The sequence below is a fragment of the Modestobacter sp. SSW1-42 genome (assembly GCF_046635825.1).
Taxonomy (GTDB): Bacteria; Actinomycetota; Actinomycetes; order Mycobacteriales; family Geodermatophilaceae; genus Modestobacter.
Genome location: NZ_JBISCA010000002.1, coordinates 680724 through 705323 on the forward strand (window position 1 = coordinate 680724; position 24600 = coordinate 705323).

23 protein-coding genes and 1 pseudogene are annotated in these 24600 nt (G+C 73.8%); 6 read left to right on the forward strand and 18 right to left on the reverse strand.

The features are described from left to right. Window positions 1-161: 161 nt before the first annotated feature. On the reverse strand, window positions 162-341 hold the full coding sequence (locus tag ACGBYP_RS08535) for a hypothetical protein (RefSeq protein WP_411582975.1): 180 nt from the start codon (window positions 339-341) through the stop codon (window positions 162-164). A 310-nt stretch (window positions 342-651) separates the two neighbouring features. Between ACGBYP_RS08535 and ACGBYP_RS08540 the strand changes: the two genes are divergently transcribed. After that, complete coding sequence (locus ACGBYP_RS08540) at window positions 652-1698, forward strand: YihY/virulence factor BrkB family protein (protein ID WP_411582977.1); 1047 nt, start codon at window positions 652-654, stop codon at window positions 1696-1698. Between the two features lie 78 nt (window positions 1699-1776). Here ACGBYP_RS08540 and ACGBYP_RS08545 read toward each other — a convergent pair whose 3' ends face one another. Next, window positions 1777-2484, reverse strand: a complete 708-nt coding sequence (locus tag ACGBYP_RS08545; protein WP_411582979.1) for a hemerythrin domain-containing protein — start codon at window positions 2482-2484, stop codon at window positions 1777-1779. Between the two features lie 134 nt (window positions 2485-2618). Here ACGBYP_RS08545 and ACGBYP_RS08550 point away from each other — a divergent pair, with 134 nt between their 5' ends. Further along, complete coding sequence (locus tag ACGBYP_RS08550; RefSeq protein ID WP_411582981.1) at window positions 2619-2843, forward strand: hypothetical protein; 225 nt, start codon at window positions 2619-2621, stop codon at window positions 2841-2843. A 4-nt stretch (window positions 2844-2847) separates the two neighbouring features. Here ACGBYP_RS08550 and ACGBYP_RS08555 read toward each other — a convergent pair whose 3' ends face one another. The 7 genes from ACGBYP_RS08555 to ACGBYP_RS08585 are packed head-to-tail and all read right to left on the reverse strand — an operon-like array spanning window position 2848 to window position 10000. Next, entirely contained in the window at window positions 2848-3567 is a 720-nt protein-coding gene (locus tag ACGBYP_RS08555; RefSeq protein ID WP_411582983.1) for a PIG-L deacetylase family protein, read from the reverse strand. Further along, the gene (locus tag ACGBYP_RS08560) at window positions 3560-4168 is read right to left on the reverse strand and encodes a hypothetical protein (protein WP_411582985.1); all 609 of its coding nucleotides are present in this window, start codon (window positions 4166-4168) and stop codon (window positions 3560-3562) included. Before ACGBYP_RS08560 ends, ACGBYP_RS08555 begins: the two co-directional genes overlap by 8 nt. Then, entirely contained in the window at window positions 4165-5001 is an 837-nt protein-coding gene (locus ACGBYP_RS08565; RefSeq protein WP_411582987.1) for an HAD family hydrolase, read from the reverse strand. The genes ACGBYP_RS08560 and ACGBYP_RS08565 overlap by 4 nt, the downstream gene beginning before the upstream one ends. Further along, window positions 4998-6149, reverse strand: coding sequence for a non-hydrolyzing UDP-N-acetylglucosamine 2-epimerase (wecB, locus tag ACGBYP_RS08570; protein ID WP_411582989.1), 1152 nt, complete (start codon window positions 6147-6149; stop codon window positions 4998-5000). The genes ACGBYP_RS08565 and wecB overlap by 4 nt, the downstream gene beginning before the upstream one ends. Continuing rightward, window positions 6146-7366 (reverse strand): ATP-grasp domain-containing protein, encoded by a 1221-nt coding sequence (locus ACGBYP_RS08575; RefSeq protein WP_411582991.1) that lies wholly within the window; start codon window positions 7364-7366, stop codon window positions 6146-6148. The genes wecB and ACGBYP_RS08575 overlap by 4 nt, the downstream gene beginning before the upstream one ends. Further along, window positions 7363-8496 (reverse strand): exosortase/archaeosortase family protein, encoded by a 1134-nt coding sequence (locus ACGBYP_RS08580; protein WP_411582993.1) that lies wholly within the window; start codon window positions 8494-8496, stop codon window positions 7363-7365. Before ACGBYP_RS08580 ends, ACGBYP_RS08575 begins: the two co-directional genes overlap by 4 nt. Continuing rightward, window positions 8489-10000, reverse strand: a complete 1512-nt coding sequence (locus tag ACGBYP_RS08585) for a glycosyltransferase (RefSeq protein ID WP_411582995.1) — start codon at window positions 9998-10000, stop codon at window positions 8489-8491. Before ACGBYP_RS08585 ends, ACGBYP_RS08580 begins: the two co-directional genes overlap by 8 nt. Before the next feature lie 128 nt (window positions 10001-10128). On the opposite strand from ACGBYP_RS08585, the gene ACGBYP_RS08590 reads away from it, so the two are divergent. Next, window positions 10129-11832: a bifunctional 3'-5' exonuclease/DNA polymerase gene (locus ACGBYP_RS08590; protein WP_411582997.1), complete on the forward strand. Its 1704-nt coding sequence runs from the start codon at window positions 10129-10131 to the stop codon at window positions 11830-11832. Window positions 11833-11837: 5 nt separating this feature from the next. Here the strand turns inward: ACGBYP_RS08590 and ACGBYP_RS08595 are convergent, their stop codons facing one another. From ACGBYP_RS08595 to ACGBYP_RS08610, 4 genes are all read right to left on the reverse strand, one after another. Next, window positions 11838-13391, reverse strand: coding sequence for a flagellin (locus tag ACGBYP_RS08595; protein WP_411582998.1), 1554 nt, complete (start codon window positions 13389-13391; stop codon window positions 11838-11840). Window positions 13392-13479: 88 nt separating this feature from the next. After that, entirely contained in the window at window positions 13480-14361 is an 882-nt protein-coding gene (locus ACGBYP_RS08600) for a hypothetical protein (protein ID WP_411583000.1), read from the reverse strand. Further along, window positions 14358-14669 (reverse strand): hypothetical protein, encoded by a 312-nt coding sequence (locus ACGBYP_RS08605; protein WP_411583002.1) that lies wholly within the window; start codon window positions 14667-14669, stop codon window positions 14358-14360. The genes ACGBYP_RS08600 and ACGBYP_RS08605 overlap by 4 nt, the downstream gene beginning before the upstream one ends. A gap of 323 nt (window positions 14670-14992) precedes the next feature. Continuing rightward, on the reverse strand, window positions 14993-17362 hold the full coding sequence (locus tag ACGBYP_RS08610; RefSeq protein WP_411583004.1) for an ATP-binding cassette domain-containing protein: 2370 nt from the start codon (window positions 17360-17362) through the stop codon (window positions 14993-14995). 121 nt (window positions 17363-17483) lie between these two features. Between ACGBYP_RS08610 and ACGBYP_RS08615 the strand changes: the two genes are divergently transcribed. Continuing rightward, a complete protein-coding gene (locus tag ACGBYP_RS08615) occupies window positions 17484-18482 on the forward strand; it encodes an SDR family oxidoreductase (RefSeq protein ID WP_411583006.1) in 999 nt (332 codons plus the stop codon). A gap of 908 nt (window positions 18483-19390) precedes the next feature. Here ACGBYP_RS08615 and ACGBYP_RS08620 read toward each other — a convergent pair. Next, window positions 19391-20053 (reverse strand): hypothetical protein, encoded by a 663-nt coding sequence (locus tag ACGBYP_RS08620; RefSeq protein WP_411583008.1) that lies wholly within the window; start codon window positions 20051-20053, stop codon window positions 19391-19393. A gap of 151 nt (window positions 20054-20204) precedes the next feature. Here ACGBYP_RS08620 and ACGBYP_RS08625 point away from each other — a divergent pair, with 151 nt between their 5' ends. Together ACGBYP_RS08625 and ACGBYP_RS08630 are read left to right on the forward strand one after the other, a co-directional pair. Further along, a complete protein-coding gene (locus ACGBYP_RS08625) occupies window positions 20205-20339 on the forward strand; it encodes a hypothetical protein (protein WP_411583011.1) in 135 nt (44 codons plus the stop codon). A gap of 112 nt (window positions 20340-20451) precedes the next feature. After that, window positions 20452-20778, forward strand: a complete 327-nt coding sequence (locus tag ACGBYP_RS08630) for an STAS domain-containing protein (protein WP_411583013.1) — start codon at window positions 20452-20454, stop codon at window positions 20776-20778. Window positions 20779-21149: 371 nt separating this feature from the next. Here the strand turns inward: ACGBYP_RS08630 and ACGBYP_RS08635 are convergent, their stop codons facing one another. From ACGBYP_RS08635 to ACGBYP_RS08650, 4 genes and pseudogenes are all read right to left on the reverse strand, one after another. After that, window positions 21150-21323, reverse strand: a complete 174-nt coding sequence (locus tag ACGBYP_RS08635; protein ID WP_411583016.1) for a DUF1059 domain-containing protein — start codon at window positions 21321-21323, stop codon at window positions 21150-21152. A 75-nt stretch (window positions 21324-21398) separates the two neighbouring features. Then, window positions 21399-22550 (reverse strand): EAL domain-containing protein, encoded by a 1152-nt coding sequence (locus ACGBYP_RS08640; RefSeq protein WP_411583018.1) that lies wholly within the window; start codon window positions 22548-22550, stop codon window positions 21399-21401. A gap of 187 nt (window positions 22551-22737) precedes the next feature. Next, window positions 22738-23244, reverse strand: coding sequence for a methyl-accepting chemotaxis protein (locus ACGBYP_RS08645; protein WP_411583696.1), 507 nt, complete (start codon window positions 23242-23244; stop codon window positions 22738-22740). A gap of 12 nt (window positions 23245-23256) precedes the next feature. Further along, window positions 23257-24345 (reverse strand): annotated as a pseudogene (locus tag ACGBYP_RS08650) (GAF domain-containing protein); the annotation flags it as partial. Window positions 24346-24600 lie beyond the last annotated feature (255 nt).

Sequence of the window (24600 nt, forward strand, 5' to 3'; positions counted from 1 at the left end):
ACGGGCGTCGTGCCACCCGACACGCGGCGGTCCGCGTGCCTTCCGGCCATGACCATCGGCAGGAGGTCGGACGGCGGACGGGCCCGGACGTGCGACGACGGCGGCCCTCGGGGAGGACCGCCGTCGCGATGTCGGTGGCGCCGGGTTGCGGCGCGGGGGTGCTAGAGGACGGCCGTGGCCGCCGCGGTGGCGCGCGCGGCGGACTCGGGGGCCGTGTGCCGCACGGCGGAGGCGGCCTGCTTCTCCGCCTCCCAGCGCTTGGTGGACTGCATGCCCATCAGGACGACGAGTGCCGTCAGCACCAGGAACCCGAGCACGCTGACTGCCGGCCACATCACCATCTGGTCTGCTCCACCTCTTCGTTGCACGCCGGTCTCCCGGCGACGTCCCGCAGGAGTCCGCTCCCCCTGCCTGACGCACACTTCCCGGCCCGAACCGCCGCGAACCCTGCGCAGAGCGACTTCTTGGTGGACAGCGTGTGACGGTCATCGCACTTCCCGGTGCCGGCCCGGTGCCACCGGCGGGTTCGGCCGGCACCGGGCACCGGTCCGGACCGGCCGTTGCCGGAATCCGGCGCCGGTGCGCGTGGCGTGGCCCCGGACGGGGCACCCAGCATCGACCAGCCAGTGTCACACCCACCCGGAGGCCCCCATGGCCGGAGCCAGTGCACGAGCCCCCCGAGAGGGAGCACGCGGCGGCACCGCGCAGGACAGCAGGGACGCGGGGCGCGACACCGCGCCCGGCGACGACAACATCACGCACGAGCGGGCCGACTACGCGCCCACCGGCACCGACACGAAGGCCACCACCGGCGGCACGTTCAAGCGCACGCTGAAGGAGTTCAGCGAGGACGGTCTCACCGACTGGGCGGCCACGCTGACCTACTACGGCGTCCTGGCGCTGTTCCCGGCGCTGACCGCCCTGCTGTCGATCGTGGGGCTGCTGACCAACCCGCAGCAGCTCACCGACGCGATCACCCAGGTGGTGCCGGCCCAGGCGGCCGACACCCTGACCCCGGTGATCCAGCAGATCGCGGGCAGCTCGAGCGCGGCCAGCCTCGGCCTCATCATCGGCATCGCGGCCGCCATCTGGTCGGCCTCGGGCTACGTCGGCGCCTTCACCCGGGCCGCCAACATCGTGTACGAGACCCGTGAGGGCCGGAAGATCTGGAAGCTCAAGCCGCTCCAGCTGCTGGTCACCCTGATCGGCATCCTGTTCGCCGCGCTGATCCTGGCGATGCTGGTGCTCAGCGGCCCGGTCGTCGACGCCATCGGGCAGAGCATCGGTCTCGGCGAGACCGTGCTCAACATCTGGAGCTGGGCCAAGTGGCCGGTCATCCTGGTGCTGCTCGCGCTGATGATCGCGGTGCTGTACTACGCCACCCCGAACGCCAAGCTGCGTGGCTTCAAGTGGGTCAGCCCCGGTGCCGGTGTCGCGATCTTGGTCGCGGTCGTCGCCTCGGCGGCGTTCGCGTTCTACGTCGCCAACTTCGGCAGCTACAACAAGACCTACGGCGCTCTGGCCGGCGTGGTGATCTTCCTGATCTGGTTCTGGCTGATCAACCTGGCACTGCTCTTCGGCATCGAGCTCGACGCCGAGATCGAGCGGACCAAGGAGCTGAAGGCCGGCGTCCCGCGCGCGGAGAAGGAGATCCAGCTCGACGCCCGCGAGGCGCCGAAGCGCAAGGAGACGACCTGACCTGAGGGTCGCCCCGCACGACGAAGGCCCCCGCACTCCGTGAGGAGCGCAGGGGCCTTCGTCGTCGTCGTCGTGGGGTCAGCGGCTGGTCGGTGGCCGGTCACCCCGGCGGGACAGCGGCACCCGCTCCACCCAGCCGGCCACTGCGGCCAGCCCGCGGCTGACCGCCCGGCCGACGGGCGCGAGCCGGTCGGGGGCGTGCTGGACACCGGCGTCGACCAGGTCGCGGCTGCGGTCGAGGACCGACAGCGGGAGCCCGGAGACCGCGTTGCCCGGGGGACGGCGGGACACGGTCGGGTGCGGCCGGGTCGGAGACACCCGGCGGGCGATCTCCCACTGCCGGCCGAGCCGGCGCAGGGCAGGGCCGTCCAGCGCCTGCTGCAGCCGCGGGAACATGACGTCCTCCTCGTCCCGCACGTCCTCCCGCAGGACCTCGACCAGCCGGGCGAGCGTCGCGGCGCGGCGCGGGTCGTCGTGCCCGAGCGTCTCCAGCTCGCTGACGAGCTCGTTGACCTCCTGGTGCTCCTCCTCCACCTGCAGGGTGAGCGCCTCGCCGTCGGGCAGGACCCGCCGGATGACCGGCCAGAGCACGGTCTCCTCGGCGAACGCATGGCTGAACACCAGCCGGTCGATCCGGCGGAGGACACGCTCCTGCTCGGTGCCGGTGGTGCCGTCGAGCTCCTGCAGCAGCCGGTCGAGCTGCTCGTGGTCGGCGCGCTGGCGGACGAACACGCTGCCCGGTCCGCCGAGCTCGGTCACGGTCTGGTGGGCGATGGACCTGGTCATCCGCTGCTCCTGCGTACGTATACGTACCGGCGTCCATGGCTCGGACGCCGCTCCTCCCTGCCCACGGCCACCGGGTTGCATGCACCACCTGGGCCGACGGGCGGGTCCACCGACGGGCAGTGCATGGTGGGGGCATGGCGAACCTGGTCGGACGCTCCCGGCGGAGTGCAGACGACAGCGGCCCGGCCGGCGAGAGGCTGGCCGGGCCGCTGCACGCGGTGCCCGAGGCGGTGGGCCGGGTGGCCCTGGAGTCGCACGAGGACGTGCCGGCGCTGTGCGGCCAGCAGGTCCAGGTGATCGCCGTGGAGGACGTGCCGGACGACGTCGGCCTGTGCCGGGTCTGCCAGTACGGCTCCTGAGGGGTCAGCCCGCGGCGACCGGGGCGGCGATGAGGCTGCTGAGCCGGTGGGTGGCCACCAGGTCGGCGCCCACCGCGTCGAGGACCGCCGGGCGCGGGGTGGGCACCAGGTCCAGGACCATCCGCGTCGGCGCGAACGCCTCGGCGTAGCCGATCCGGGCCTGCGCGCCCCAGTGCCGGGCCGAGGCCACGACGGCGTCCGGCTCGACCATCGCCGACATCTCCACCTGCGAGGCGTGCGCGCCGAGGGCGGCGAGCTTGCCGGACAGGTGGGCGGTGACGTCGACGAAGACCGTCGGGGTGAAGGTCAGCGTCGAGGGGCTCTGGTAGTGCATGACCCGGGACAGCCGGCGCGCCGCGGACAGCGTCGCCGCGGACACCGCGCGGTGGTCCTGGTGGCTGTCGTCGGGGGCGTGGACGTAGACCAGGTCGGCGCCGGTGGCCCGCAGCGCGGACTCGATGATGCCGATGGTCGCGGAGTCGGGGACGACCGTGCAGTCGCGCAGCCCGCCCCACCGCAGCTCGGCGCCGAGGGTGCGGGCGGCCTGCTGCTGCTCCTGGCGGCGCCGGCTGGTCTGGCCGAGCTCGTCGCCGGGGCCGTTCTCCCCGCCGGTGAGCACCAGCATGGTGACGCGGTCGCCGGCGGCGTGGTGGGCCAGCAGCGTGGCGCCGCAGCCCAGCTCGATGTCGTCGGGGTGGGCCCCGACGGCCAGCACGCTACGCATCGACGGTCTCCTTCACGGGGGTGGCGCCCGCCCGGCGGCGCGCACGGTGCACGACCAGCGCGCCGAGGCCGGCGGCGACGGCCAGGGCCCCCACCACACCGGTCCCGTTGCCGTCGGCGGGCATCTGGGTGTCCTTGGGGCAGGCGGCCGCGGCGGTCCGGCTGATGGTCAGCTTGGTGCTGCCGAGCGTCCAGTAGACGGTGCCGGAGCTGACCGGCAGCGAGAAGACGCCGTTGTAGGTGCCGGGCTTGAACGTGGTGGGCTGCCGGCCGTTGTAGGACGACGGGGAGAACACGTTGTAGTCACCGGTGATGCTGTAGGTGCTCGTGCTGGTGTTCCGGTAGCCGAGCACCGCGGTGAAGGCACCGTTGGAGCCGGACTGGATGCAGTTGAGCACCGGGAAGACCACGACCGGGCCGGAGTACCCGCCGCCGCTGTACCCGCCGTTGTAGCCGCCGTCGTACCCGTAGTAGCCGGTGGCCGAGGCGGAGGCCGGGGTCAGCAGTGGGGCGACCACCGCGAGCAGAGCGGTCAGCACGGCGAGCGCCGCTGCGCGCAGCGGGCGCCGGGTGCGCTGCCCGGTCACTGGTGTCTTCGTCATCTGCCTGCCCTCGACTCTGTGGCGAACGGTCCGCCTGGTGCTCCTGTCATCGACAAGTCAGCGCCTCGGCTGGAGCCCCGGGAGGGGATGTCCTGCCTCCGGGTGAGGGACCCGGCCACGGTCGGGTGGGCGATCACGGAGAGTGCGCGCTCCACGGCCTCGGGGAAGGTGTCGGTGACCGCCCACGCAGCCGGGACGTCGGGGGCGCCGGCGTACTCGCCCTGCCGGACGCGGATCGCCCAGGCGCCGACGGCGGCCGCGACGGCGACGTCCTTGCCCGGCCGGTCGCCGATCATGAGCAACCGGTCGGCCGGGACCCCGAGCCGCGCGGCGATGGTCAGCAGTCCGGCCGGCGAGGGCTTGCGGGTGGCCCGTCCGCCCAGCTCGTCGCTGAGGACGACCAGGGGCAGCAGCCGCTCCAGCCCGGTGCCGGCCAGCTTGGCCCGCTGGATCGCCGGGGCGCCGTCGGTCAGGCAGGCCAGCGGCGCGGCCGCGGCGAGCGCGGTCAGCGCGGCCTGCACACCCGGGTAGGTGGGCAGCCGGTCCGGCACGTGGCCGGTGAACGCGGCGACCAGCGGCGGCAGCAGCGCGGGCAGCGCCGCCGCGTCGACCCCGGTCGCCAGCAGCGCGCGGTCGATGGTGCCGCCGGTGTCGGAGCCCGCGGCCAGCTCGGCGGCGAGCGCGGCGTGCACGGCGGCGCCGTCCAGGCCGGCGGTGGCCGCGGCCGCGCCGACGGCCGCGGCCGCCCCGGCCAGGTACGAGGACTGCGGGTAGAGCGTGTCGTCGAGGTCGACGACGACGGCCAGCGGCGGCGGCCCGGACCAGCCGGTCACCACGGGAGCCGGCCGTCGGTGAAGTCGGGCTCGGGGAGCTCGAGCAGGGCGTCGGTGCGCTCGTCGGCCAGGATCGCCGCGATCCGGGCGCCGGTCGTGCCGTCGCCGTAGGGGCAGGGCAGCGCGGCGGCCCGGGCCTGGCCGGCGGCGGAGGTGTGCGCGGCCGCGGCGTCCAGCACGGCCTCGGCGGCGCCGTCGTCGGTCAGCCCGGCCAGCGTCGTCGTCCCGGCCTCCACGCCCTCCCAGCGGGGGGTGGAGGAGCGCAGCACCACCACCGGGACGCCGAGGTGCGCGGCCTCCTCCTGGATGCCGCCGGAGTCGGTGACGGCGAGCTTCGCCGAGCGCAGCGCGGCGAGCAGGGTGTCGTGGTCGACCGGTCCGGTGAGCCGGATGCCCGGGTGCTCGAGGGCGCCGGTGAGCCCGGCGGCGGCCAGGCGCGCGGCGGTGCGCGGGTGCACCGGGAAGGTCACCGGACCGACCCGCTCGGCCAGGCCGTGGACGACGGCCACCAGCCGGGCGAGCCGCACCGGGTCGTCGACGTTGGTCGGGCGGTGGGCGGTGACCAGCACGCCGGTGCGCTCGGCGACCGGGACGGGCGTCACGCCGCGGGTGACGAGGGTGTCGATGACCGGGTTGCCGACGACGAACACCCGCTCGGCGGGCACGCCCTCCCGGTGCAGCGAGCCGGCGGCCCGGACGGTGGGCGCCAGGTGCAGCTGGGCGGTCGCCGCGGCGACCCGCCGGTTGACCTCCTCGATGCTGCGCATGTTGTAGCTGCGCAGCCCCGCCTCCACGTGCGCGAACGGCACGCCGGCCCCGCGGGCGGCCAGCGCGTAGGCCGGGACGGTGTTCGTGTCGCCCAGCGCCAGGACGACGTCGGGGCGGAAGCGGGCCAGCGCGGTGGCGGCGTCGGCGTGCAGCGCGCCGGTGCGGGCCGACGCCGGCTCGGTGGGCAGCGTGAAGCGGTGGGTCGGGGTGAGGCCGAGGGCCTCCTGCAGCTGCGAGGCCATCGCCGCGTCCGCGTGCTGCCCGGTGTCGACGACGTCCACCCGGTGCCCGGCGGCGACCAGCGCGGACACCACCGGGGCGAGCTTGACGACCTCCGGGCGGGTGCCGAAGGGCACCAGCACGTGCCGGCTGCGGCTCACCGGGTCACCGCGGGGGCCGCGCACGGGTCGCTGACCGGCGCGCCGTCGAGGGACGTGTAGGTCTCGGCGAAGTACCGGCTCATCCGCACCCCGGGGCTGAAGTACAGGTACGGCAGCTGGGCGGCCGGCTCGCGGACGCCGGCCAGGTAGGCGCCGACGACGTCGGCGCCGGCGGCGAGGGTGAGCGGGAGCCCGCCGCTGAAGCGGGGGTTGATCTCCACGACGGTGACGGTGCCGTCGTCGGCGACGAAGCCCTGGACGTTGGCCGGACCGGTCAGCCCGACCGCCTCGAGCGCGTCGGCGACCACGGTGGTGACGGCCTCGGACTCGAAGGTGGTGCCCTGCACCGAGATGCCGGCCTTGGTGGCGTCCCGCCAGCGCGGCACGACGGTCAGCAGCTCGCCGTCCCGGGCGACGAGCGCGTCGGCGGTGAACTCCCGGCCGGCGAGCCGGGTCTGCACGATCAGGCCGGGGTCGGCGGTCATCGCGGCGGTGACCTCGGCGGCGGAGTCCAGCAGCTGCACGCCGCGGCTCCCCCGCCCGGCCCGGGGCTTGACGATCCACGGCCCGGGGACGTCGGCGGCGCCCGCGACGGTCGCGGCGGTCGCCGGGGTCGGCACCCCGGCCTCGACCAGCCGGACGGCGAACGCGGCCTTGTCGCAGCACAGGTCGACGGCGGCCACCTCGGGCAGCCAGGTCGCGAGACCGGCGGCGGCGAACCGGCCGGCGGCGGCGGTCAGCGCGGGCAGCTCCTCGGCGACGGTGCTGACCAGCGCGTCGGCGCCGTGCTCGGCGGCGAACGCGAGCAGGGCGTCGACGAAGCCCGGCTCGTCGGCGCGCGGGACGACGCCCCCGACGGCGGCCAGCGCGCTGCCGGCGGCGATCGGGTCGATGTCGACGGCGACCACCCGGTGCCCGAGGGCGACCAGCCGGCGCACGACCGCGACCCCGGCCGGACCGCCCGAGCCGGTGACCAGGACGGCGGACCCGGACGCGCCCCCGGCGGCCGGCGCGGCGGCCGGGATGACCGGCTCGGAGGTGCGCTCCAGGGTGGTGGGCTCCGGGGTGGTGGGCTCCGGGGTGGTGCGCTCCGGGGTGGTGGGCTCCGCCGCCCGCGGGACGGGCAGCACCGGCACGCCGGGGCGGGGCAGGCTGCGCACGTCCACCACGGCCACGCGCGGCGGCGGGACCGGCCAGGGGTGCAGGGAGCGGGTCATCGGGGGTCCTCGGCGTCGGGTGTGGGCGGGGTCGGGGTGGCGAAGCTGCGCGGGGTGGGACCGGGGCGCGGCGCGGGGCGGGACACCGGTGCGACGGCGACCGGCGCGGGCACGGGGAGGGCCGGGGCGGGGGCGGCGGGCTGGACCGCGCGGCTGAGCTTCCAGCCGCGCGCCCACAGCCGCAGCGACGAGACCCGCTCGTTGGTCACCGGCTCCCACTGGCGGGCGGCGACGGCGTCGGCGAGGGCGTCGAGCACGGTGACGTCCTGCTCGTAGGTGGCCACGGCCAGCAGCGAGGCGGTGTGGGCGCCCAGGCCGTCGGCGGCCAGGGCGGCCACGCGCTCCCGGCGGGCGTCCACCGGCAGGTGGCCGATCCGGTAGTCGATCCGGGCGGCCTCCCGGCGGGCGCCCAGCCAGCGCGACACCCGGCGGGGCAGCACGAAGCGGTGCACCAGCCCGGCCAGGTTGCGGCCCTGCACGGGCGCCTTCTGGTCGAGCTCGGGCAGCCGGTAGCCCAGTCCGGGACGGGCCCAGCTGCTGGGACGGCGGGCGGTGTGCCGGCCGGCGACGTCCTGCTCGGCGCGCACGCTGGAGGGCAGCGTCACGCAGACCATGAGCAGGAACCCGCCCAGGGTGGCGGCGAGGTTCCACAGCGTGCCCACCCAGTCGTGGAAGAGCACCAGCGAACCGTCTCCCCACTGCAGCCCGATCACCGTCGACAGCAGCAGCCGCACGTGGTTGGCGATCAGCACGGCGACCGTCGCGACGGCCAGGCCGGCCACCGCGTGCCAGCGGCGGCTGCGCAGCACCGAGGCGGTGAGCGCGGTCAGGCCGACGACCGACAGGATCGACGAGCAGGAGGCGGTGACGACGGCGTTGAGCAGCTCGCCGTCCTCGCGGAAGATCAGGATCCGGGTGGGGAGCACCCCGGAGACGGAGTCCACGCCGAACAGGTGCAGCACCCACACGACCCAGGTGGCCTCCTGGACCTGCATCCAGTACGCGCCGTAGCCGAAGCCGGCCAGGCAGATCAGCAGGGCGAGGAGCAGGTCGGCGACGACGGCGAGCTGGCGGCGGGTGCTGGCCCGCGGCCGGCGCGGGACCGGCGGCACGAGGACGGCCTCAGCCACGGGAGGTCACCTCCCGGGTGTCGGCCGCGGCGGCGGCGGCGGCGAAGGAGCGCGGCCGGTCGGCCGGGCCAGTCAGCGGGACGGCGGCCGGGGCCGCGACCACGAGCGGCGGGGGGACCGCGCCCGGGGCGAGGGTGGAGGTCGCACCGGAGCGGGTGGTCTTCACCCAGGTGTAGGGGCGGCCGAGCATGCCGTCGACGTACGCGCGGGTGGTGATCCAGATGGAGAGCGCGAACGAGGGCAGGAAGCCGATCAGCTGCCAGGCCGCCCGCCGCTCCACCCGGCTGACCAGCAGGCCCACGCTCAGCTCGGCGAGCGGGCCGACGAACAGCAGCATCGACAGCGGCAGCAGCCCGATCAGCGGGAGGTCGCCGATGCCGAAGGCGCGCAGCACGGTCAGGGCCAGGCCGATGCCCGACAGCACCGGGACGTGGTAGGTCAGCAGGAACATCATCGACTCGGCCTTCTCGACCAGCGTCAGGTGCTCGGTGCGCAGGATCGGGCGCCAGTAGTCGCGCATGCACTTCTGGTGGCCGCGGGCCCAGCGGTAGCGCTGCTTCCAGAAGCGGCGCGCGGTGACCACGGCCTCCTCGTAGTCGACGGCCGAGACGTCGTAGCGCACCCGCTGCCCCGAGAGCAGCACCCGCAGGGTCAGGTCGGTGTCCTCGGTGACCGTGTTCGGGTTCCACCCGCCCAGGGCCCGCAGCGTCGACATGCGCACCGCGCAGTTGGCGCCGCCGTAGGCGGGCAGCTCGAACATCGCCTGCCGGCCGTACTCGTTGACCAGGTAGCCGGAGAGGTAGTCGACGAACACGACCGAGGCCAGCGAGGAGTCGTGGCCGTTGCGGATGACGCAGCGGCCCATCACGGCGCCCACCTGCGGGTCGCGGAAGTGGCGCACCAGGCGGCGCAGGGCGTTGGGGTCGGGCTCGTGGTCGGCGTCGAAGACCAGCACGACCTCGGCCTCGACGGTGCGCAGCGCCTCGTTCAGCGCGCCGGACTTGCCACCGCCGGAGCCCGCGGCCCGGTGGATGACCCGCAGCCGGGGCTCGCGCACGGCCCATGCGTCCAGCCGCGGCCCGGTGTCGTCGTCGGACCCGTCGTCGACGACGACGAGCTGGAGCCGGTCGGCCGGGTAGTCCAGGGCCAGCAGCGCCCGGATCATCCCGTCGACGACGAGCTCCTCGTTCTTGCAGCCCACGAAGACCGCGACCGAGGGCGTGTAGCCCTCCAGGTCGACGTCCGCGGCGAGCAGGTCGGCCTCGGCCCAGCGCGCCGCGGAGACGGCGAAGGCCAGGTGGCGGCAGAAGTAGATGCCGAAGACGACGTTGATGACGCCGGCGACCACGCCGAGGGTGCGGTCGACGCCGAAGAGGGCGAGGGCGCTGACGGCGAGCACCGCGTAGACGACGAGCGCGCCCTTCCGCGCCTCGGGACGGTCGGTGTGCGAGCCGACCGACGGGACGACGGGCGCGCCCTCGACGACCGCTGGCTCTGCGGGCACGACTGGTCCTCTCCGGGCGACGGTGGTGTCCCGGTGCTGGTCAGCTCCGGTCTCGGTGGTCATCGGCAACCCGTTCGGGTCTCTTGAGCACGACCTGCTGCACGTGGTACAGCGGCGGTGTCGGACCCGTGGGCGAGACTGCGTGGGTGACCGTCGAGCTGCCCGGGCGCGCGGACGCCCCGGTGCAGCGGGTGCTGCTGGCCCGGCGCGGAGCCGACGTCGTGGTGGCCCGCGACCTGGCCGCGGACGGGACGACGCTGCGGCTGGCCGAGGTGCCGGCCGGGCAGCTGGCGCGCTACGTGGCCGCCCGCGAGCCCGAGCGACCGCGCTGGGTCTGGGACGACACGACGCGCTGGTACCCCCAGCTGCTGGCCGCCGGCGTGCGGGTCGAGCGGTGCACCGACCTGCGGCTGGCGCACGCGGTCCTGCGGCGCTCCCCCTTCGCCGACCCGGCGTTGCTGACCGGCCCGGACACCGCCGGCTGGGACTCCCTGGAGCCGGTCTCGGCGGCCGAGCCGGCCCTCTTCCCGCTCGACGACCCGGCCGACCGGCTGGACCCGACCGCCGAGCACGACCGGCAGCAGACGACGGTGGCCGCCTCGCCGCAGCGGGCGCGGCTGGGCCTGCTGCTGGCGGCCGAGTCCGGCGGGGCGCTGGTCGCCGCGGAGATGACGCACGCCGGCATGCCGTGGCGGGCCGACGTGCACGACCGGCTGCTCACCGCGCTGATGGGCCCGCGGCCGGTGCGCGGCGCGCGGCCGGCCGGGCTGGAGCGACTGGTGCCCGCCATCCGGGCGGCGCTGGGCGCCCCCGACCTCAACCCCGACTCCCCGCCCGACCTGCTCCGGGCGCTGCAGACCGCCGGGCTGCCGGTGGCCGACACCCGCTCGTGGACGCTCGAGCAGCTCGACCACCCGGTGGTCGGGCCGCTGCTCGAGTACAAGAAGCTCTCCCGGCTGCTGGCTGCCAACGGCTGGGCGTGGCTGGACGCCTGGGTGGCCGACGGCCGGTTCCGCCCCACCTGGCTGCCCGGCGGCGTGGTCACCGGCCGGTGGGCGTCCTCCGGCGGCGGCGCGCTGTCGGTGCCCGCCCCGGTGCGCCCGGCGGCCCGGGCCGACGAGGGCTGGCGGTTCGTGGTCGCCGACGTCGCCCAGCTCGAGCCCCGGGTGCTGGCCGGGATGAGCGGCGACACCATGATGGCCGAGGCCGCGCGGGCCGCCGACCTCTACCAGGGCATGGTCGACAGCGGGGCGGTCGCCACCCGCGCCGACGCCAAGATCGGGATGCTCGGGGCGATGTACGGCGCCACCCGCGGCGAGAGCGGCCGGATGATGCCCGGGCTGACCCGCCGCTACCCGCGGGCGATCGGGCTGGTCGAGGAGGCCGCCCGCGCCGGGGAGCGCGGCGAGGTGGTGCACACCCTGCTCGGCCGCGGCTCGCCGCTGCCCACGGGCGCGTGGACGGTGCCCGCCGCCGAGGAACCCGACGGCGGCACGAGCGCGGAGGACCGCGGACGCGAACGCCGGTCGTGGGGTCGCTTCACCCGCAACTTCGTCGTCCAGGGCACCGGGGCCGAGTGGGCGCTGTGCTGGCTGGCCGACCTCCGCAACCGGCTGTGGCGGCTGGGCGACGGCGCCCTCACCACCCGCCCGCACCTGGTGTTCTTCGTGCACGACGAGGTGGTCGTGCACACCCCGGCCGACCTGGCCGACGAGGTCTCCGCGGCGGTGCGCACCGCCGCGGCCGGCGCCGGACGGCTGCTGTTCGGCACCTTTCCGGTCGACTTCCCGCTCGACGTCGCGGTCGTCCGCTCCTGGGCCGACGCGCACTGAGCTGCTCACGCCCGGAGCAGGGTCAGCAACGACTGCGCCGACTGGTTGGCCTGGGCGAGCATGGCGGTGCCGGCCTGGGTGAGCACCTGGGCGCGGGTGGACCGGGCCGTCTCCGCGGCCATGTCGGTGTCGCGGATCCGTGACTCCGCGGCGGTGGCGTTCTCCAGGGACACCCCCAGGCGGGCGACGGTGTGCTCGAACCGGTTGTGGACGGCGCCCAGCTCGGCGCGCTGCGTCGACACCGCGCTGATCGCCCGGTCGATCACCGTGATCACGTCGAGGCCCGGGGTGTACCCGGGCGTGGCCGCCGCGAGGTCGGCCGGTGTGGAGCCCGCGGGCACCGGGCCGGTGAACACCAGCGCCGGCCCGTCGTCGGCGGACCCGTCGGCGACGGTGGCCAGGGCGAACGCGTCGTCCTCGGTCGTGATGCCGGCCGCCTTGGCCGCCGCGTTCAGCTCGGCCAGCGCCTGCGCCCCGCCGGCGCCGCTGTAGACAACCCGGTCCAGGTCGAGGGTGCGGCCGCCGACGGTGATGGAGCCGCGCAGCGTCGGCAGGTCGTCCAGCGACGTCCGGGTGAAGACGAGCGCGCCGGGCGCCGGTGGAGGCGCGGCCACCGGCGCGGCGACGTCGACGGAGAGCCCGAGGGCGGGGACGGGCGGGGTGAAGGCCGGCGTGAGCGGGCCGAGGTCGGCAGCCGTGTCGGTGTCGGCGGGCGTCGCCGACCGGAAGAGCAGGTCGTCCCCGTCGTCGATGAACGGGGCGTCCCCGGAGCCGGTGGACCAGGTGGCGCCCTGGCTCACCGCGTACGCGTTGAGCTGGGCCAGCGCCGTGGCGTTGTCGACGACGCCCGGGCCGGGGACGTAGGGCACCGCACCGAGGTCGATGCTGACGCCGCCCACCGTGACCACGCCGCGGAGCTGGCCGATCCCCGTCGGCGAGACGGTGGCCCCCAGGAAAGCCACCCCGCCGCCCAGGGCCTGGCCCCGGCCGCGCGGCTCGACGGTGCGCACGGCCGAGGGGTCCCGGGTGACGTCGAGCCGGGCCACCCCGAGGCCGAGCGCCCCCATCGCGCCGCCGATCCGCACGTCGATCGTGTCGCCGGCGTCGGCACCCACCAGGAAGGTGGCGTCGAGGGTCCCGTCGAGCAGCCGGGTGCCGTGGAACGTCGTGGCGTCGGCGATGCGGGTCAGCTCCTCCTTGAGCTGGGCGATCTCCGCCTGCACCGCCGACCGCGCCGCGTCGCCCAGCCCACCCCGGTTGGCCGCCTGGACGGCGAGGTCGCGCATCCGCTGCAGCACCGAGGTGCTCTCGGCGAGCACCCCCTCCGCCGTCCGGACGACGCTGATGCCGTCCTGGGTGTTGCGGACCGCCTGCCGCATGCCGCCGATCTGCGCGCGCAGCCCCTCCGAGACGGCCAGCCCCGCGGCGTCGTCCGCCGCGCGGTTGATCCGCAGACCGGAGGACAGCCGTTCCAGCGCGCTGCGCGCCGCCTGGTCGGCCGTCCCCAGGTGCCGGTACGCGGTCATCGCCGTGGTGTTGGTGACGACGCTCAGTCCCACGCCGTCCCTCCCTGGGCAGCTGGACCGCCACATCCGTGCGGCGGGTGGTGCACGAGCAGGTACGACGGGCCGGAGCCCGGCCGGTGGGTCAGCGGGCCCCGACCACCACCAGGGAGCAGCCGGAGTCGCCGAACGGCTCCACCTCGAAGCCCAGCTGCAGCAGGCACTCGGCCAGCGCCAGGTTCATCGCGGCCTGCACCGCGCCGTGCGCCGCGGCCGAGCGCACGTCCTCGGAGCTGGCCCGGTGGTGCTGGTGCCAGCTGACGACGATGCCCGGGCGGCCCGGCTCCGGGCTCAGGCAGACGCCGCCGGCGGTCTCCTCCCCCACGCAGTCGTGCAGCTGCAGCCCGGACTCCACCAGCGCCGAGGCCACCTCCACGACCAGGGTCACCAGCTCGTCGTCGTCGGCGAAGTCGTGGTCCCACTCGGCGGGCAGCCGGTCCAGCTGGTCGCTGAGGTCGGACAGCCACGCCCGCTCCTCCGGCAGCTGCCGGCGCACGACCCGGCCGTCGGCGCGGCGCACCCCGTGCACCGGCTGACCCGCCCCGGTCAGCCCGGCCCACTCGGCCTCGATGCGGTCCGGGAAGGGGCCGGCCACGACCTGCTCGCCCGGGCGCTCCTCGGACTCGGCGACCAGCCACCACGCCGCCGGCCCGTGCTCCCCGACCCGCTTGCCCGCGGGGTGCGCGGCCAGCCCGGCCGACCGCGCCTCCTGCTCGGTCCGCGGCTCCGGGACCACCGCCGCGACCGGGGCCACCTCGTTGGCCGCCGGGAGCGCCGCCTCGGCCGCGCCGACGACCGCGCCGGCCGTGGCCAGCACCGGCGCCTCGGCCCGGGGACGCTGCGCCTGGTTGCGCTGCACCTGGTTGCGCTCGAACTCGTACCGCTCCGTCGAGCTCTGGGCGAGGGCCACGACCAGCGCGGCCAGCACGACGAAGCCCACCACCGCGACCACCGGCCAGACGATCACTGCCCGGCCTCCGTCGCGACCGAGGTGGAACGGGGGACGACGACGGCGGCCGGCTCGACCGCGACCGGCAGCACAGCGGTCGAGCCGCCGGCGGCCGGCGGGGCGACGGCGCCCCAGGCGGCGGCGCGCCGGGACGAGGACCGCGCCCACCCACGCAGCTGCGCACCGGAGCGGCGGAGGGTGCGGCGGGCCGACACCGGCGCCTCGTCGGCGAAGAACTCGAGCAGTGCGTCCAGTCCCACCTCCTGCTCGGCGGAGGGGGTCCGGCCGGACGACGGTCGGGGCAACAGGTCAACGGGCGTGCTCACGCGGGACTCCTCGATGCGCTCCGTCGCGGCTGGGGAAGTGCCGCGGACGTAGGGCGAAAGGTAGGCCCCGGCGGGCCGCGCGGAGGCGCCGTCCGACACCTCCCGCCGGGGCCCGTCACCGAATCGTTGTCGGAGGCACCCACGCGGTCGACGACCCGCCTCACCTCAGCCGCCTTGTCGACTTGACACCGTGCTTGACCTGGGATTCCGCACTTGCGGGGGTCGGTGATCACGGTGACGCGCCTGCGCCGCGGCATGTCGCGGCGGGCCCACCGGGACGACGGCCGCCCGACCACGCCCCGGGGCGTCGCGCCCCGCCCGGCTCAGGCGCCGACGTAGGCCGCCAGGTGCTCGCCGGTGAGGGTGGAGCGGGCGGCGACCAGGTCGGCGGGCGTGCCCTCGAAGACGACCCGGCCGCCGTCGTGGCCGGCGCCGGGGCCGAGGTCGATGATCCAGTCGGCGTGCGCCATGACCGCCTGGTGGTGCTCGACCACGATCACCGAGGTGCCGGAGTCGACGAGCCGGTCGAGCAGGCCCAGCAGCTGCTCGACGTCGGCCAGGTGCAGGCCGGTCGTGGGCTCGTCCAGGACGTAGACGCCGCCCTTCTCCCCCATGTGCGTGGCGAGCTTGAGCCGCTGGCGCTCGCCGCCGGACAGCGTGGTGAGCGGCTGACCGAGGCTCAGGTAGCCGAGCCCGACGTCGGCGAGCCGGGCCAGGACGGCGTGCGCGGCCGGCGTGCGGGCCTCGCCGGCGGCGAAGAACTCCCGCGCCTCGGTGACCGGCATGGCCAGCACCTGGCTGATGTCCCGGCCGCCGAGGGTGTACTCGAGCACCTCGGCCATGAAGCGCCGACCCTCGCAGACCTCGCACACGGTGGCGACCCCGGCCATCATCGCCAGGTCGGTGAACACCACGCCGGCGCCGTTGCAGTTGGGGCACGCGCCCTCGGAGTTGGCGCTGAACAGGGCGGGCTTCACGCCGTTGGCCTTGGCGAACGCCTTGCGGATCGGGTCGAGCAGCCCGGTGTAGGTGGCCGGGTTGCTGCGCCGGGAGCCCTTGATGGCGCCCTGGCCGATCGACACCACCCCGGCGCCGGCCGGGATCGAGCCGTGCACCAGGGAGCTCTTGCCGGAACCCGCCACCCCGGTGACCACGACCAGCACGCCCAGCGGGACGTCGACGTCGACGTCGACGAGGTTGTGCGCGTTCGCCCCGCGGATCTCCAGCGCACCGGTGGGCGTGCGCACCGTGTCCTTGAGCGCGGCGCGGTCGTCGAGGTGGCGGCCGGTGAGGGTGCCGCTGGCCCGCAGGCCCTCGACAGTGCCCTCGAAGCAGATGGTGCCGCCCGCGGTGCCGGCGCCGGGGCCGAGGTCGACGACGTGGTCGGCGATGGCGATCGCCTCCGGCTTGTGCTCGACGACCAGCACGGTGTTGCCCTTGTCGCGCAGCTGCAGGAGCAGGGCGTTCATCCGCTGGATGTCGTGCGGGTGCAGCCCGATCGTGGGCTCGTCGAAGACGTAGGTGACGTCGGTGAGCGAGGACCCGAGGTGGCGGATCATCTTCACCCGCTGGGCCTCCCCGCCCGACAGCGTCCCCGACGGCCGGTCGAGGCTCAGGTAGCCCAGGCCGATGTCGACGAAGGAGTCCAGCGTTGCGCGCAGCGCCCCCAGCAGCGGCGCCATCGACGGCTCGTCGAGGTCGCGCACCCACCCGGCGAGGTCGCTGATCTGCATGGCGCAGACGTCGGCGATGCTGAGCCCGGCGATCTTCGAGGACCGGGCGGCCTCGGTGAGCCGCGTGCCCTGGCAGTCGGGGCAGGTGGTGAAGGTGACGGCGCGCTCGACGAAGGCGCGGATGTGCGGCTGCATCGCGTCGACGTCCTTGGAGAGCATCGACTTCTGCAGCTTGGGGATCAGCCCCTCGTAGGTGAGGTTGATGCCCTCGACCTTGATCTTGACCGGCTCGCGGTGCAGCAGGTCGTGCAGCTCCTGCTCGCCGTACTCGCGGATCGGCTTGTCCGGGTCGAAGAAGCCGCTGCCCATGAAGATGCGGCCGTACCAGCCGTCCATGCTGTAGCCGGGGATGGAGAACGGGCCCTCGCGCAGCGACTTGCTGTCGTCGTAGAGCGCGGTGAGGTCGATGTCGTTGACCTGGCCGCGGCCCTCGCAGCGCGGGCACATGCCGCCGGTGATGCTGAACTCGCGCCGCTCCTTGACCGTCTGCCCGCCGCGCTCGATCGACACCGCACCGGCGCCGCTGATCGAGGCGACGTTGAAGGAGAAGGCCTGCGGGGAGCCGATGTGCGGCCGGCCGAGCCGGCTGAAGACGATCCGCAGCATGGCGTTGACGTCGGTCGCCGTCCCGACGGTGGAGCGCGGGTTGGCGCCCATGCGCTCCTGGTCGACGATGATCGCCGTGGTCAGCCCCTCGAGCAGGTCGACGTCGGGGCGGGCCAGGGAGGGCATGAAGCCCTGCAGGAAGGCGCTGTAGGTCTCGTTGATCAGCCGCTGGGACTCCGCGGCGATCGTGCCGAACACCAGCGAGCTCTTGCCCGAGCCGGACACCCCGGTGAACACCGTCAGCCGCCGCTTGGGCAGCTCGACGCTGACGTCCTTGAGGTTGTTGGAGCGCGCGCCCTGCACCCGGATCAGGTCGTGCCGGTCGGCGCTGCGCAGCCCGTCTGCCGTGGTCATCGTGTGCTCCTCCGTCGCCCTGGCTGGATGTGTACCGGACGGGTCGGACAGTCGGGGAGCCCCGCGACGTCGTCCGCTGCCCCGCCTTGCCGGGGAACGCCGGGCACAGCATGGTCTGGGGGTGACCGCGCTCAGGGTGCTCTTCATCGGTGGGACCGGGATCATCAGCTCGGCCTGCGCCCGGCTGGCGGTGGAGCGGGGCATCGAGCTGCACTTCCTGAAGCGGAACCGGTCCTCGCTGCGGCCGGTGCCCGAGGGCGTCGTCGTCCACGAGGCCGACGTCCGGGACCCCGGCAGCGTGCGCAGCGCCCTGGGTGACCAGGACTTCGACGTCGTCGTGGACTGGGTGGCGTTCACCCCCGAGCACGTGCAGACCGACGTCGACCTGTTCGCCGGCCGCACCGGGCAGTACGTGTTCATCAGTTCCGCCTCGGCCTACCAGACCCCGCCCGGGCGGCTGCCGGTCACCGAGTCCACGCCGCTGCGCAACCCGTTCTGGACGTACTCGCAGGACAAGATCGCCTGCGAGGACCTGCTCGTGGCCGCGTACCGGGACACCGGTTTCCCGGCGACGATCGTGCGCCCGTCGCACACCTACGACGCGGCGTCGGTGCCCTTCGACGGGGGCTGGACGGTGGTCGACCGGATGCGGCGCGGCGCGGAGGTCGTCGTCCCGGGCGACGGGACCTCGCTGTGGACGATCACGCACAACACCGACTTCGCCCGCGGCTTCGTCGGGCTGCTCGGCCGGTCGGAGGCGATCGGCGAGGCCTTCCACATCACCTCCGACGAGGCGCTGCCCTGGAACCGGATCTACACGGCGGTGGCGCAGGCGGCCGGGGTCGAGCCCCGGCTGGCGCACGTGCCCTCCGACGCCATCGCGGCGGCGGACGCCGACTGGGGCGCGGGGCTGCTGGGCGACAAGGCGCACTCGATGGTCTTCGACAACAGCAAGGTCCGCCGCCTGGTACCGGACTTCCTGGCGACCGTGCCGTTCGAGCGCGGCGCCCGCGAGATCGTCGACTGGCACGACGCCCACCCCGAGCACAAGACCGTCGATGCCCGGATGGACGCCCTGATGGACCGCCTGGTCGAGTCGTACCGCCCCCGCCCGCTCTGACCCGGACGCGGTTCCGCGGAACCGCCCGCTGCTCGGAGACAGGTGCGCGCCCCGGCGGTTCCGCGGAACCGCCGGGTCGAGTGGGCCCCGTGGGGATCGAACCCACAACCCGCGGATTAAAAGCTCGGACGACACACTGTCCTGACCTGGGCCTTCATTGACCAATAAGGGCATTGACCAGCGGGTTCACCGTTGGAAGGGCATGGTTGCGAACGAGCGTTAACGACCCTTCTGTGGGCGTCTTGTGGGCGCCATGTGGGCGCCGATGTCGCTCAGCGCCTCGGGACAAGCCTCAGTTCGCGCGCAACGGACGGGAACATAGCGAGCACGGTCAAGGAGTTGATCGATCCGTGCTGTTTCTGTATCCGAAACCGGGCGGGCGACGCTCCGCGCCGCCCGCCACCCGTCCCATCAAACGTCGCGAACCGCCGGCGTCCGGACCGCAGCGTCATGGGAGTCGACTCCGCACCCGGTGAAGCTCCGGTCGACCAGGCGTCCTACCAGACGGTTGAGCCGGCTACGCCAGCGCTCCAAGGAGCTCCGCTCCCCTCCCGGCAATCCGAGCCTGCGGGCGCGTCCGCTCCGGTCAAGGTCGTACGTCCTCGCTGCGCTCCGGGCGCTCCACCTTGACCTCCACGGCCTCATGCGCCCGCTGACTTCTTTTTGCCGGGAGGGGGCGGGGGTGGTTGGCCGTCTGGATCCGTGGTGGTGCTGCTGGCGCGCGGCAGTGGCAGTCGGATAGTGGGGTGGTGTCAGCGCGCCCTGCCGGTCCACCACCCCGGCGTCTGCCAGTACCCGAGGACCTTCTCGTCACCTCCTCAGACGACCTCGCCCTGACCCTTGAGGACGCCGACCGACGGCTGGACCCCCCGGTACCGGTGCGGGTCCGGTGGAACGGGGAGTGGCACTCACCGGCGCTGCTGCGCGGCTGGCAGCAGTCCGAGGACCGCGGCGACGGGTGGCTGGGCTGCGTCGAGTACCACCGGCAGATCGCGCCCGGGCTTGGCGTTCGCGGTCGGCCGGTGGACGCAGGCGTGGAACATCGAACGTGTCGAGGATGACCCGCCGTTCGAGGCCCTCGCGCTAGCCTTCGACTCGAGCCCGGCGGCTACCCCCGTGGCCGCCGGGCTCGTCCATCCTCGACGGTCGAGCTGATGAGCGCGCTCGAGGAGCAAGCCACCGCTCAGTGAGCGAAGCGGGCCACCCCACTGCGGGTGGATGAGCTCGGCGGCCATGCATGCCAGCTCCTCGACCGCGACCCGGGTCCGTGACAGCGCCTGAGCGGTCGAGGACGCCGCGGTCGACACCCCGGTGATGTTGGTGGCGATCTCGGTGGACCCGCCAGCGGCCCCGGCCACCGACCGCGGCATCTCGTTGGTAATCGCGGTTTGCTCCTCCATCGCGCTGGCGATGGTCAGCTGGTAGTCGTTTATCGAGCTGGTGATCTCCGAGATCCGGCCGATCGCCTCCACCCCGCCGGTGGTGTCGCCCTGGATCGACTCCACCCGACGCGCGATCTCCTCGGTGGCCCGGGCGGTCTCCTGAGCCAGGTCCTTCACCTCGCCGGCCACCACAGCGACCCCTTGGCGGCCTCACCGGCGCGGGCGGCCTCGATGGTGGCGTAGAGCGGCAGCAGGCTGGTCTGTTCGGGATCGACGTGATTGCCTTGACCACGTCACCGATCTCCCGAAGGACACCCCCAGCGTGGCGGTGGTCGAGTTGGTGACCTTGGCGTCCGCGACCGCCCGCGCGGCGACCCGGGCGGCCTCGTTGACGCTCTGGGAGATCTCCCGGATCGCCATGCTCGTCTCATCGGCTGCCGCGGCCACCGTCGCCACGCCGCGGATCCACCGCTGAAGATCCCCGTGACGGTGACTGCCGCATCACATCACCACACCCTGGGTAGCCAGCGAGCCGGAATTGGAACGAGGGCACCTCAGGTGCCCGCCGAAGTTGAGGGACTGAGCGCATGCGCCCGCCACCGCCCCGCCCCGACTACCTCACCGGTGACCACGTTGGGGGTGCGCTCACCGTCGCCGGTGACGTGCTCACCATGACTGGCGAGATCGACTACGACCTCACCACCCGGTGGCAAGCCGAGCACGACCCGACGCTCCTAGGCATCCAGACCATCGACACCAGCGCGGTCACCTTCCTGGGCAGCAGCGGGCTTCGCTTGATCAGCCAAGTCACCCGCGCCACCGACCTGCCCGTCGTCCTGCGCGGCGCCAGCCCGATGACACATGCAGTGCTGGTGATCAGCGGACTGGACCGACTGCTGGTGCTCAAGGATTGACCTGCTCAGCCGGTGGCCACAGGCCACCGGCTGCACTCGATCGCCGCCATGGCCGCATTCACCGCCGGCGGGCACAAGAGGTGTCACTAGACGCCTGGCGGGGTAACTACCCATTGGGTCAAGACGCGGCCTGGGCGTCGGCTGGTCGAGCAGAGGCGGGCCGGCGTTCCAAATCGGCGCCGCCTCTGCCTCATGGACGGATCGGCGCCAGGTCCTCCTCCTCGTCGCAGGTGAGGTCAGCACGTCAAACAGCCGGCTGTGGCCTGGCTGTACACCCACCCTGTCGCAGGGTTGCTCCACACCCACCGCAGCGCACCCACCACCGGGCAGGGAGGTGGGTGGCTCCGCGCGTTGGGTTCCGTGCTCGACGCTCAGCTGAGGGTGATGCGCGCCCGCACCTGCTCGATGAGTGCCGGGGGCACCTCGGTGAGACCGTGGTCGGCGGTGGCGTGGGCGGTGACCTGGGTGAGGATGCCGTCCTCGTCGGCGGCGGTGAAGGTGATGCCGCAGCCGGGGACGATGTCCCCACAGGAGAAGTGCTTCATCGGTGACTCCGTTTCGTCATTGTTGCTGTCATTCGGTGTCGCCGGCGGGCGGTCGCGCGCCGGCGGTTCCTGGACTCAGCGTGGGACCACCTGCTGGCTGGTGGTGGCCAGTCTGGTGAGCAGGGACTCGACCCGGATCACGCCGACCGCCACGCCGGCGTCGTCGGTGACGACGATCGGGTCGAAACGGCAGGCCTCCGGGCGGGTGACCACCCGCTGGGCGACTTCGGCGACGGTGGCCGACGCGGGCACGCGCAGACTCACCGGCGCGGCGCGGTGACCGGCGGGGTCCCCGTCACGGCGCAGAACCACCAGCAGCTCCACCGGCTGCCCGTAGACGCCCACCCGCACCGCCGTCCTGGCCGTGGTGGGCTGCTGCCCCTCACACACCAGCTCGGCCGGTTCCAGGAGGCTGGCGACGTTCTCCACCAGCTGCGCAGCCAGCACCGACCGCCGCAACCGCTCCCCGGTCTGCTGGTCCAGCCTCGCCCACGGTCGGGCGGGGCGACCCAGCAGGTAGCCCTGGGCCAGCGGGACACCGAGCCGGGTGAAGGCATCCATCTCCGCCCAGGTCTCCACCCCCTCGGCCAGTAGCCAGGCATCGATGCGGCTGCCGAACTCCCCCAGCAACGCCGCCATGGCCAGCTTCACGTCATCGGTGTCGGCGTCGGCGACCAACGCCCGGTCCAGCTTGATGATCTGCGGCCTGACCACGGTCAGCTGCTGCAGACCGGAGTACCCCGACCCCGCGTCATCCAGGGCCACCAGGGCACCGCGGTCCCGCAGCCTATCCCGCAGGTCCAGCAGCGGGCGCACGTCGACCACGTCGTGGTGCTCGGTCAGCTCCAGCACCAGCGGCGCCAGGTCACCGGCATCCAGCAGCAGGTCGGCCAGCTCGGGTTCGGTGAGCAGGTGTGGGCTGACGTTGACGGTCAGGAAGCAGTTCGGTGGCAGACCAGCGCGCAGGACCAGGCACCGCCGCAGCACCAGCGCCTCCACCCGTGCACCGATCCCCGCCCGGTCGGCGGCGGCGAACCACACATCCGGGGGGTGCGGGCTCGGGGAGCCATCAGCGGCGCTGAACCGGGCAAGGGCCTCATAACCGGCGACCTCACCGCGGGCGACGTCCACGATTGGCTGGAACACCAACCGCATCGTGTCCGGGCGCTGCAGCAAGCGGTCCAGCTCGCCGGCCCAGTCGACCGCTGGATGGGTGTCTCCTGTCACGACCGTCGCATCGGTCGGCGACGTCAGGCACTCAAGCTCAACGTCAGGCAGGCTCATCCCAACGGGGTGCATTGACACCTGCCTGCCTGGCTGGAGCAGGGCGGCACCTCATCAACCAGGAGCCAGGGTGAGCCGACAGCGGCCGGCTGGGGTGATCGAATCGGTGTGACGCGCACCGCTGGAGACGTCAGGACATCTCGACGATGCTGCGGGTGACCGCGGACTGCTCGGTGAGCACCCCGGCGATGAGCTGCTGGGTCTCATTCACCCGGTCGACGACCTCCCGGATCGAGTCCAGGGCACCGACGACCTTCTGCACGTCGCCTTGGATCGCGGTGACCCGGTTGCTGACCTCGTCGGTGGCCAGTGCGGTCTCCCGGGCCAGCTCCTTCACCTCCCCGGCGACGACCGCGAAGCCCTTGCCGGCCTCCCCGGCCCGGGCGGCCTCGATGGTGGCGTTCAGCGCGAGCAGGTTGGTCTGCTCCGCGATCCCGGTGATGACCCGCACCACCTTGTCGATCTCCGCACTGGAGGTCCCCAGGTGCGCGACGAAGTCCGCGGCCTGCCCGGCCACCCGCTGGCCCTCACCGGCCACGGTGGTGGCCTCGGCGACGTTGCGCTGCACCTCATCGATGGAGGACACCATCTCCCGTGCCGCGGCGGTGACCCTCTCCGATGCCCGCAGCCGGTTCATCGTCTGGGAGATGAGGAAACCGGTGTTACGCAGCGCATCCCGTCGGCTGTCGGCCATGATCAGCGTCCGCCGGGCCAGGAAGTCCATCGTCCCGACCACGCGGCCATCGACCATGATCGGTAGGCAGACCCCGGACTTCACCCCGGCCTCCACGGCGGCGGGGCGGCGCACGCAGTCGGTGACTTGCCCCAGGTCCTCCACGAACACCAGGTCCCGAGCCTTCCACGTGCGCCCGGCCACACCGACGCCTTCGGCGAAGGACGCCCTACGGCTGACCTCGGCGAACGCCGGCCCGAGGTCACCGGACTCGATGTCGAGGGTGAGGGCGTTGAGGCCCTGGTCCAGGGACCAGTAGGAGGCGTAGTGCCAGTCGAACTCGCGGCGGATCGTCTCCATCGCGGTGCTGATTGCCGCGCGCACCGACGTGGCCTGGGTGAGCTCGCGCAGCAGCGTGTTGATCGCAGCCACATCGCCGGCGGCCCGACGCTGGTCGGCGGCGGCGCGCACCCGGGTGAAGGCCTGGGACACCAGCTTGCCGACCGCGCGCAGCGCCTCCAACCGCTCCGTGCTCGGGGACAGCGTCTCGGTGGCGAAGAAGTCCATCGTCCCGACCACCTCCCCGCCGGTCAGGATCGGGAAGCATACCCCGGACTTCACCCCCACCCGCTGCGCGGCGGGTGCGCGCACGCAGTCGGTCATCTCACCGAGGTCGGCGACGAAGAACAGGTCGCGGGATTTCCACGCCCGCCCCGACAGGCCTACACCCTCGGCGAAGGAGGCATGCAGCGTCACCTGGCGGAACTCCGCCCCGGCGTCCCCGGACTCCACGGCGAACCGCAATGTGTGATCGGTCGGGTCGATCTTCCAGTAGGAGCCGTAGGCCCAGCCGAAACGCTCCCGGACGGTGTCCAGGGCGGCGCGGGCCACCTCCTCCTCGGTCGTGGCCCGGTCCAGGACGGTGACCACCTGGGTGACGGCTGTGACGTCGGATCGTGCCTCGGCAAGCTCGGCGTCCACGTGCCCAGCCCCTCTATCCCTAGACCGCCGCATGATTCTTCTCCCCGTGACGAGTTGTGCCGGCTGACCCCATGTCAGCACCATCGGGTCACCGGTCGCGTGCGGGCCCGAGGAGTCGACCCGATCTTCGGCTGCGCGCAATCAGTCTTGAGGCGAAGCGTCGACCTGTTCGAAGAAGCACATCCATGGCTCTCAGATACGTCCCGGGCTGGCCAGTGCTGTCAACATCTGCGGGTGGATCGTGGCGAGACGGCCGGCGAGGGCAGGAACGACCGGGACAGTCCCGGCGGCACCCGCCTCACGCTGGGAGGACATCAGCCGCTCAGCCGCCCGCCCCGC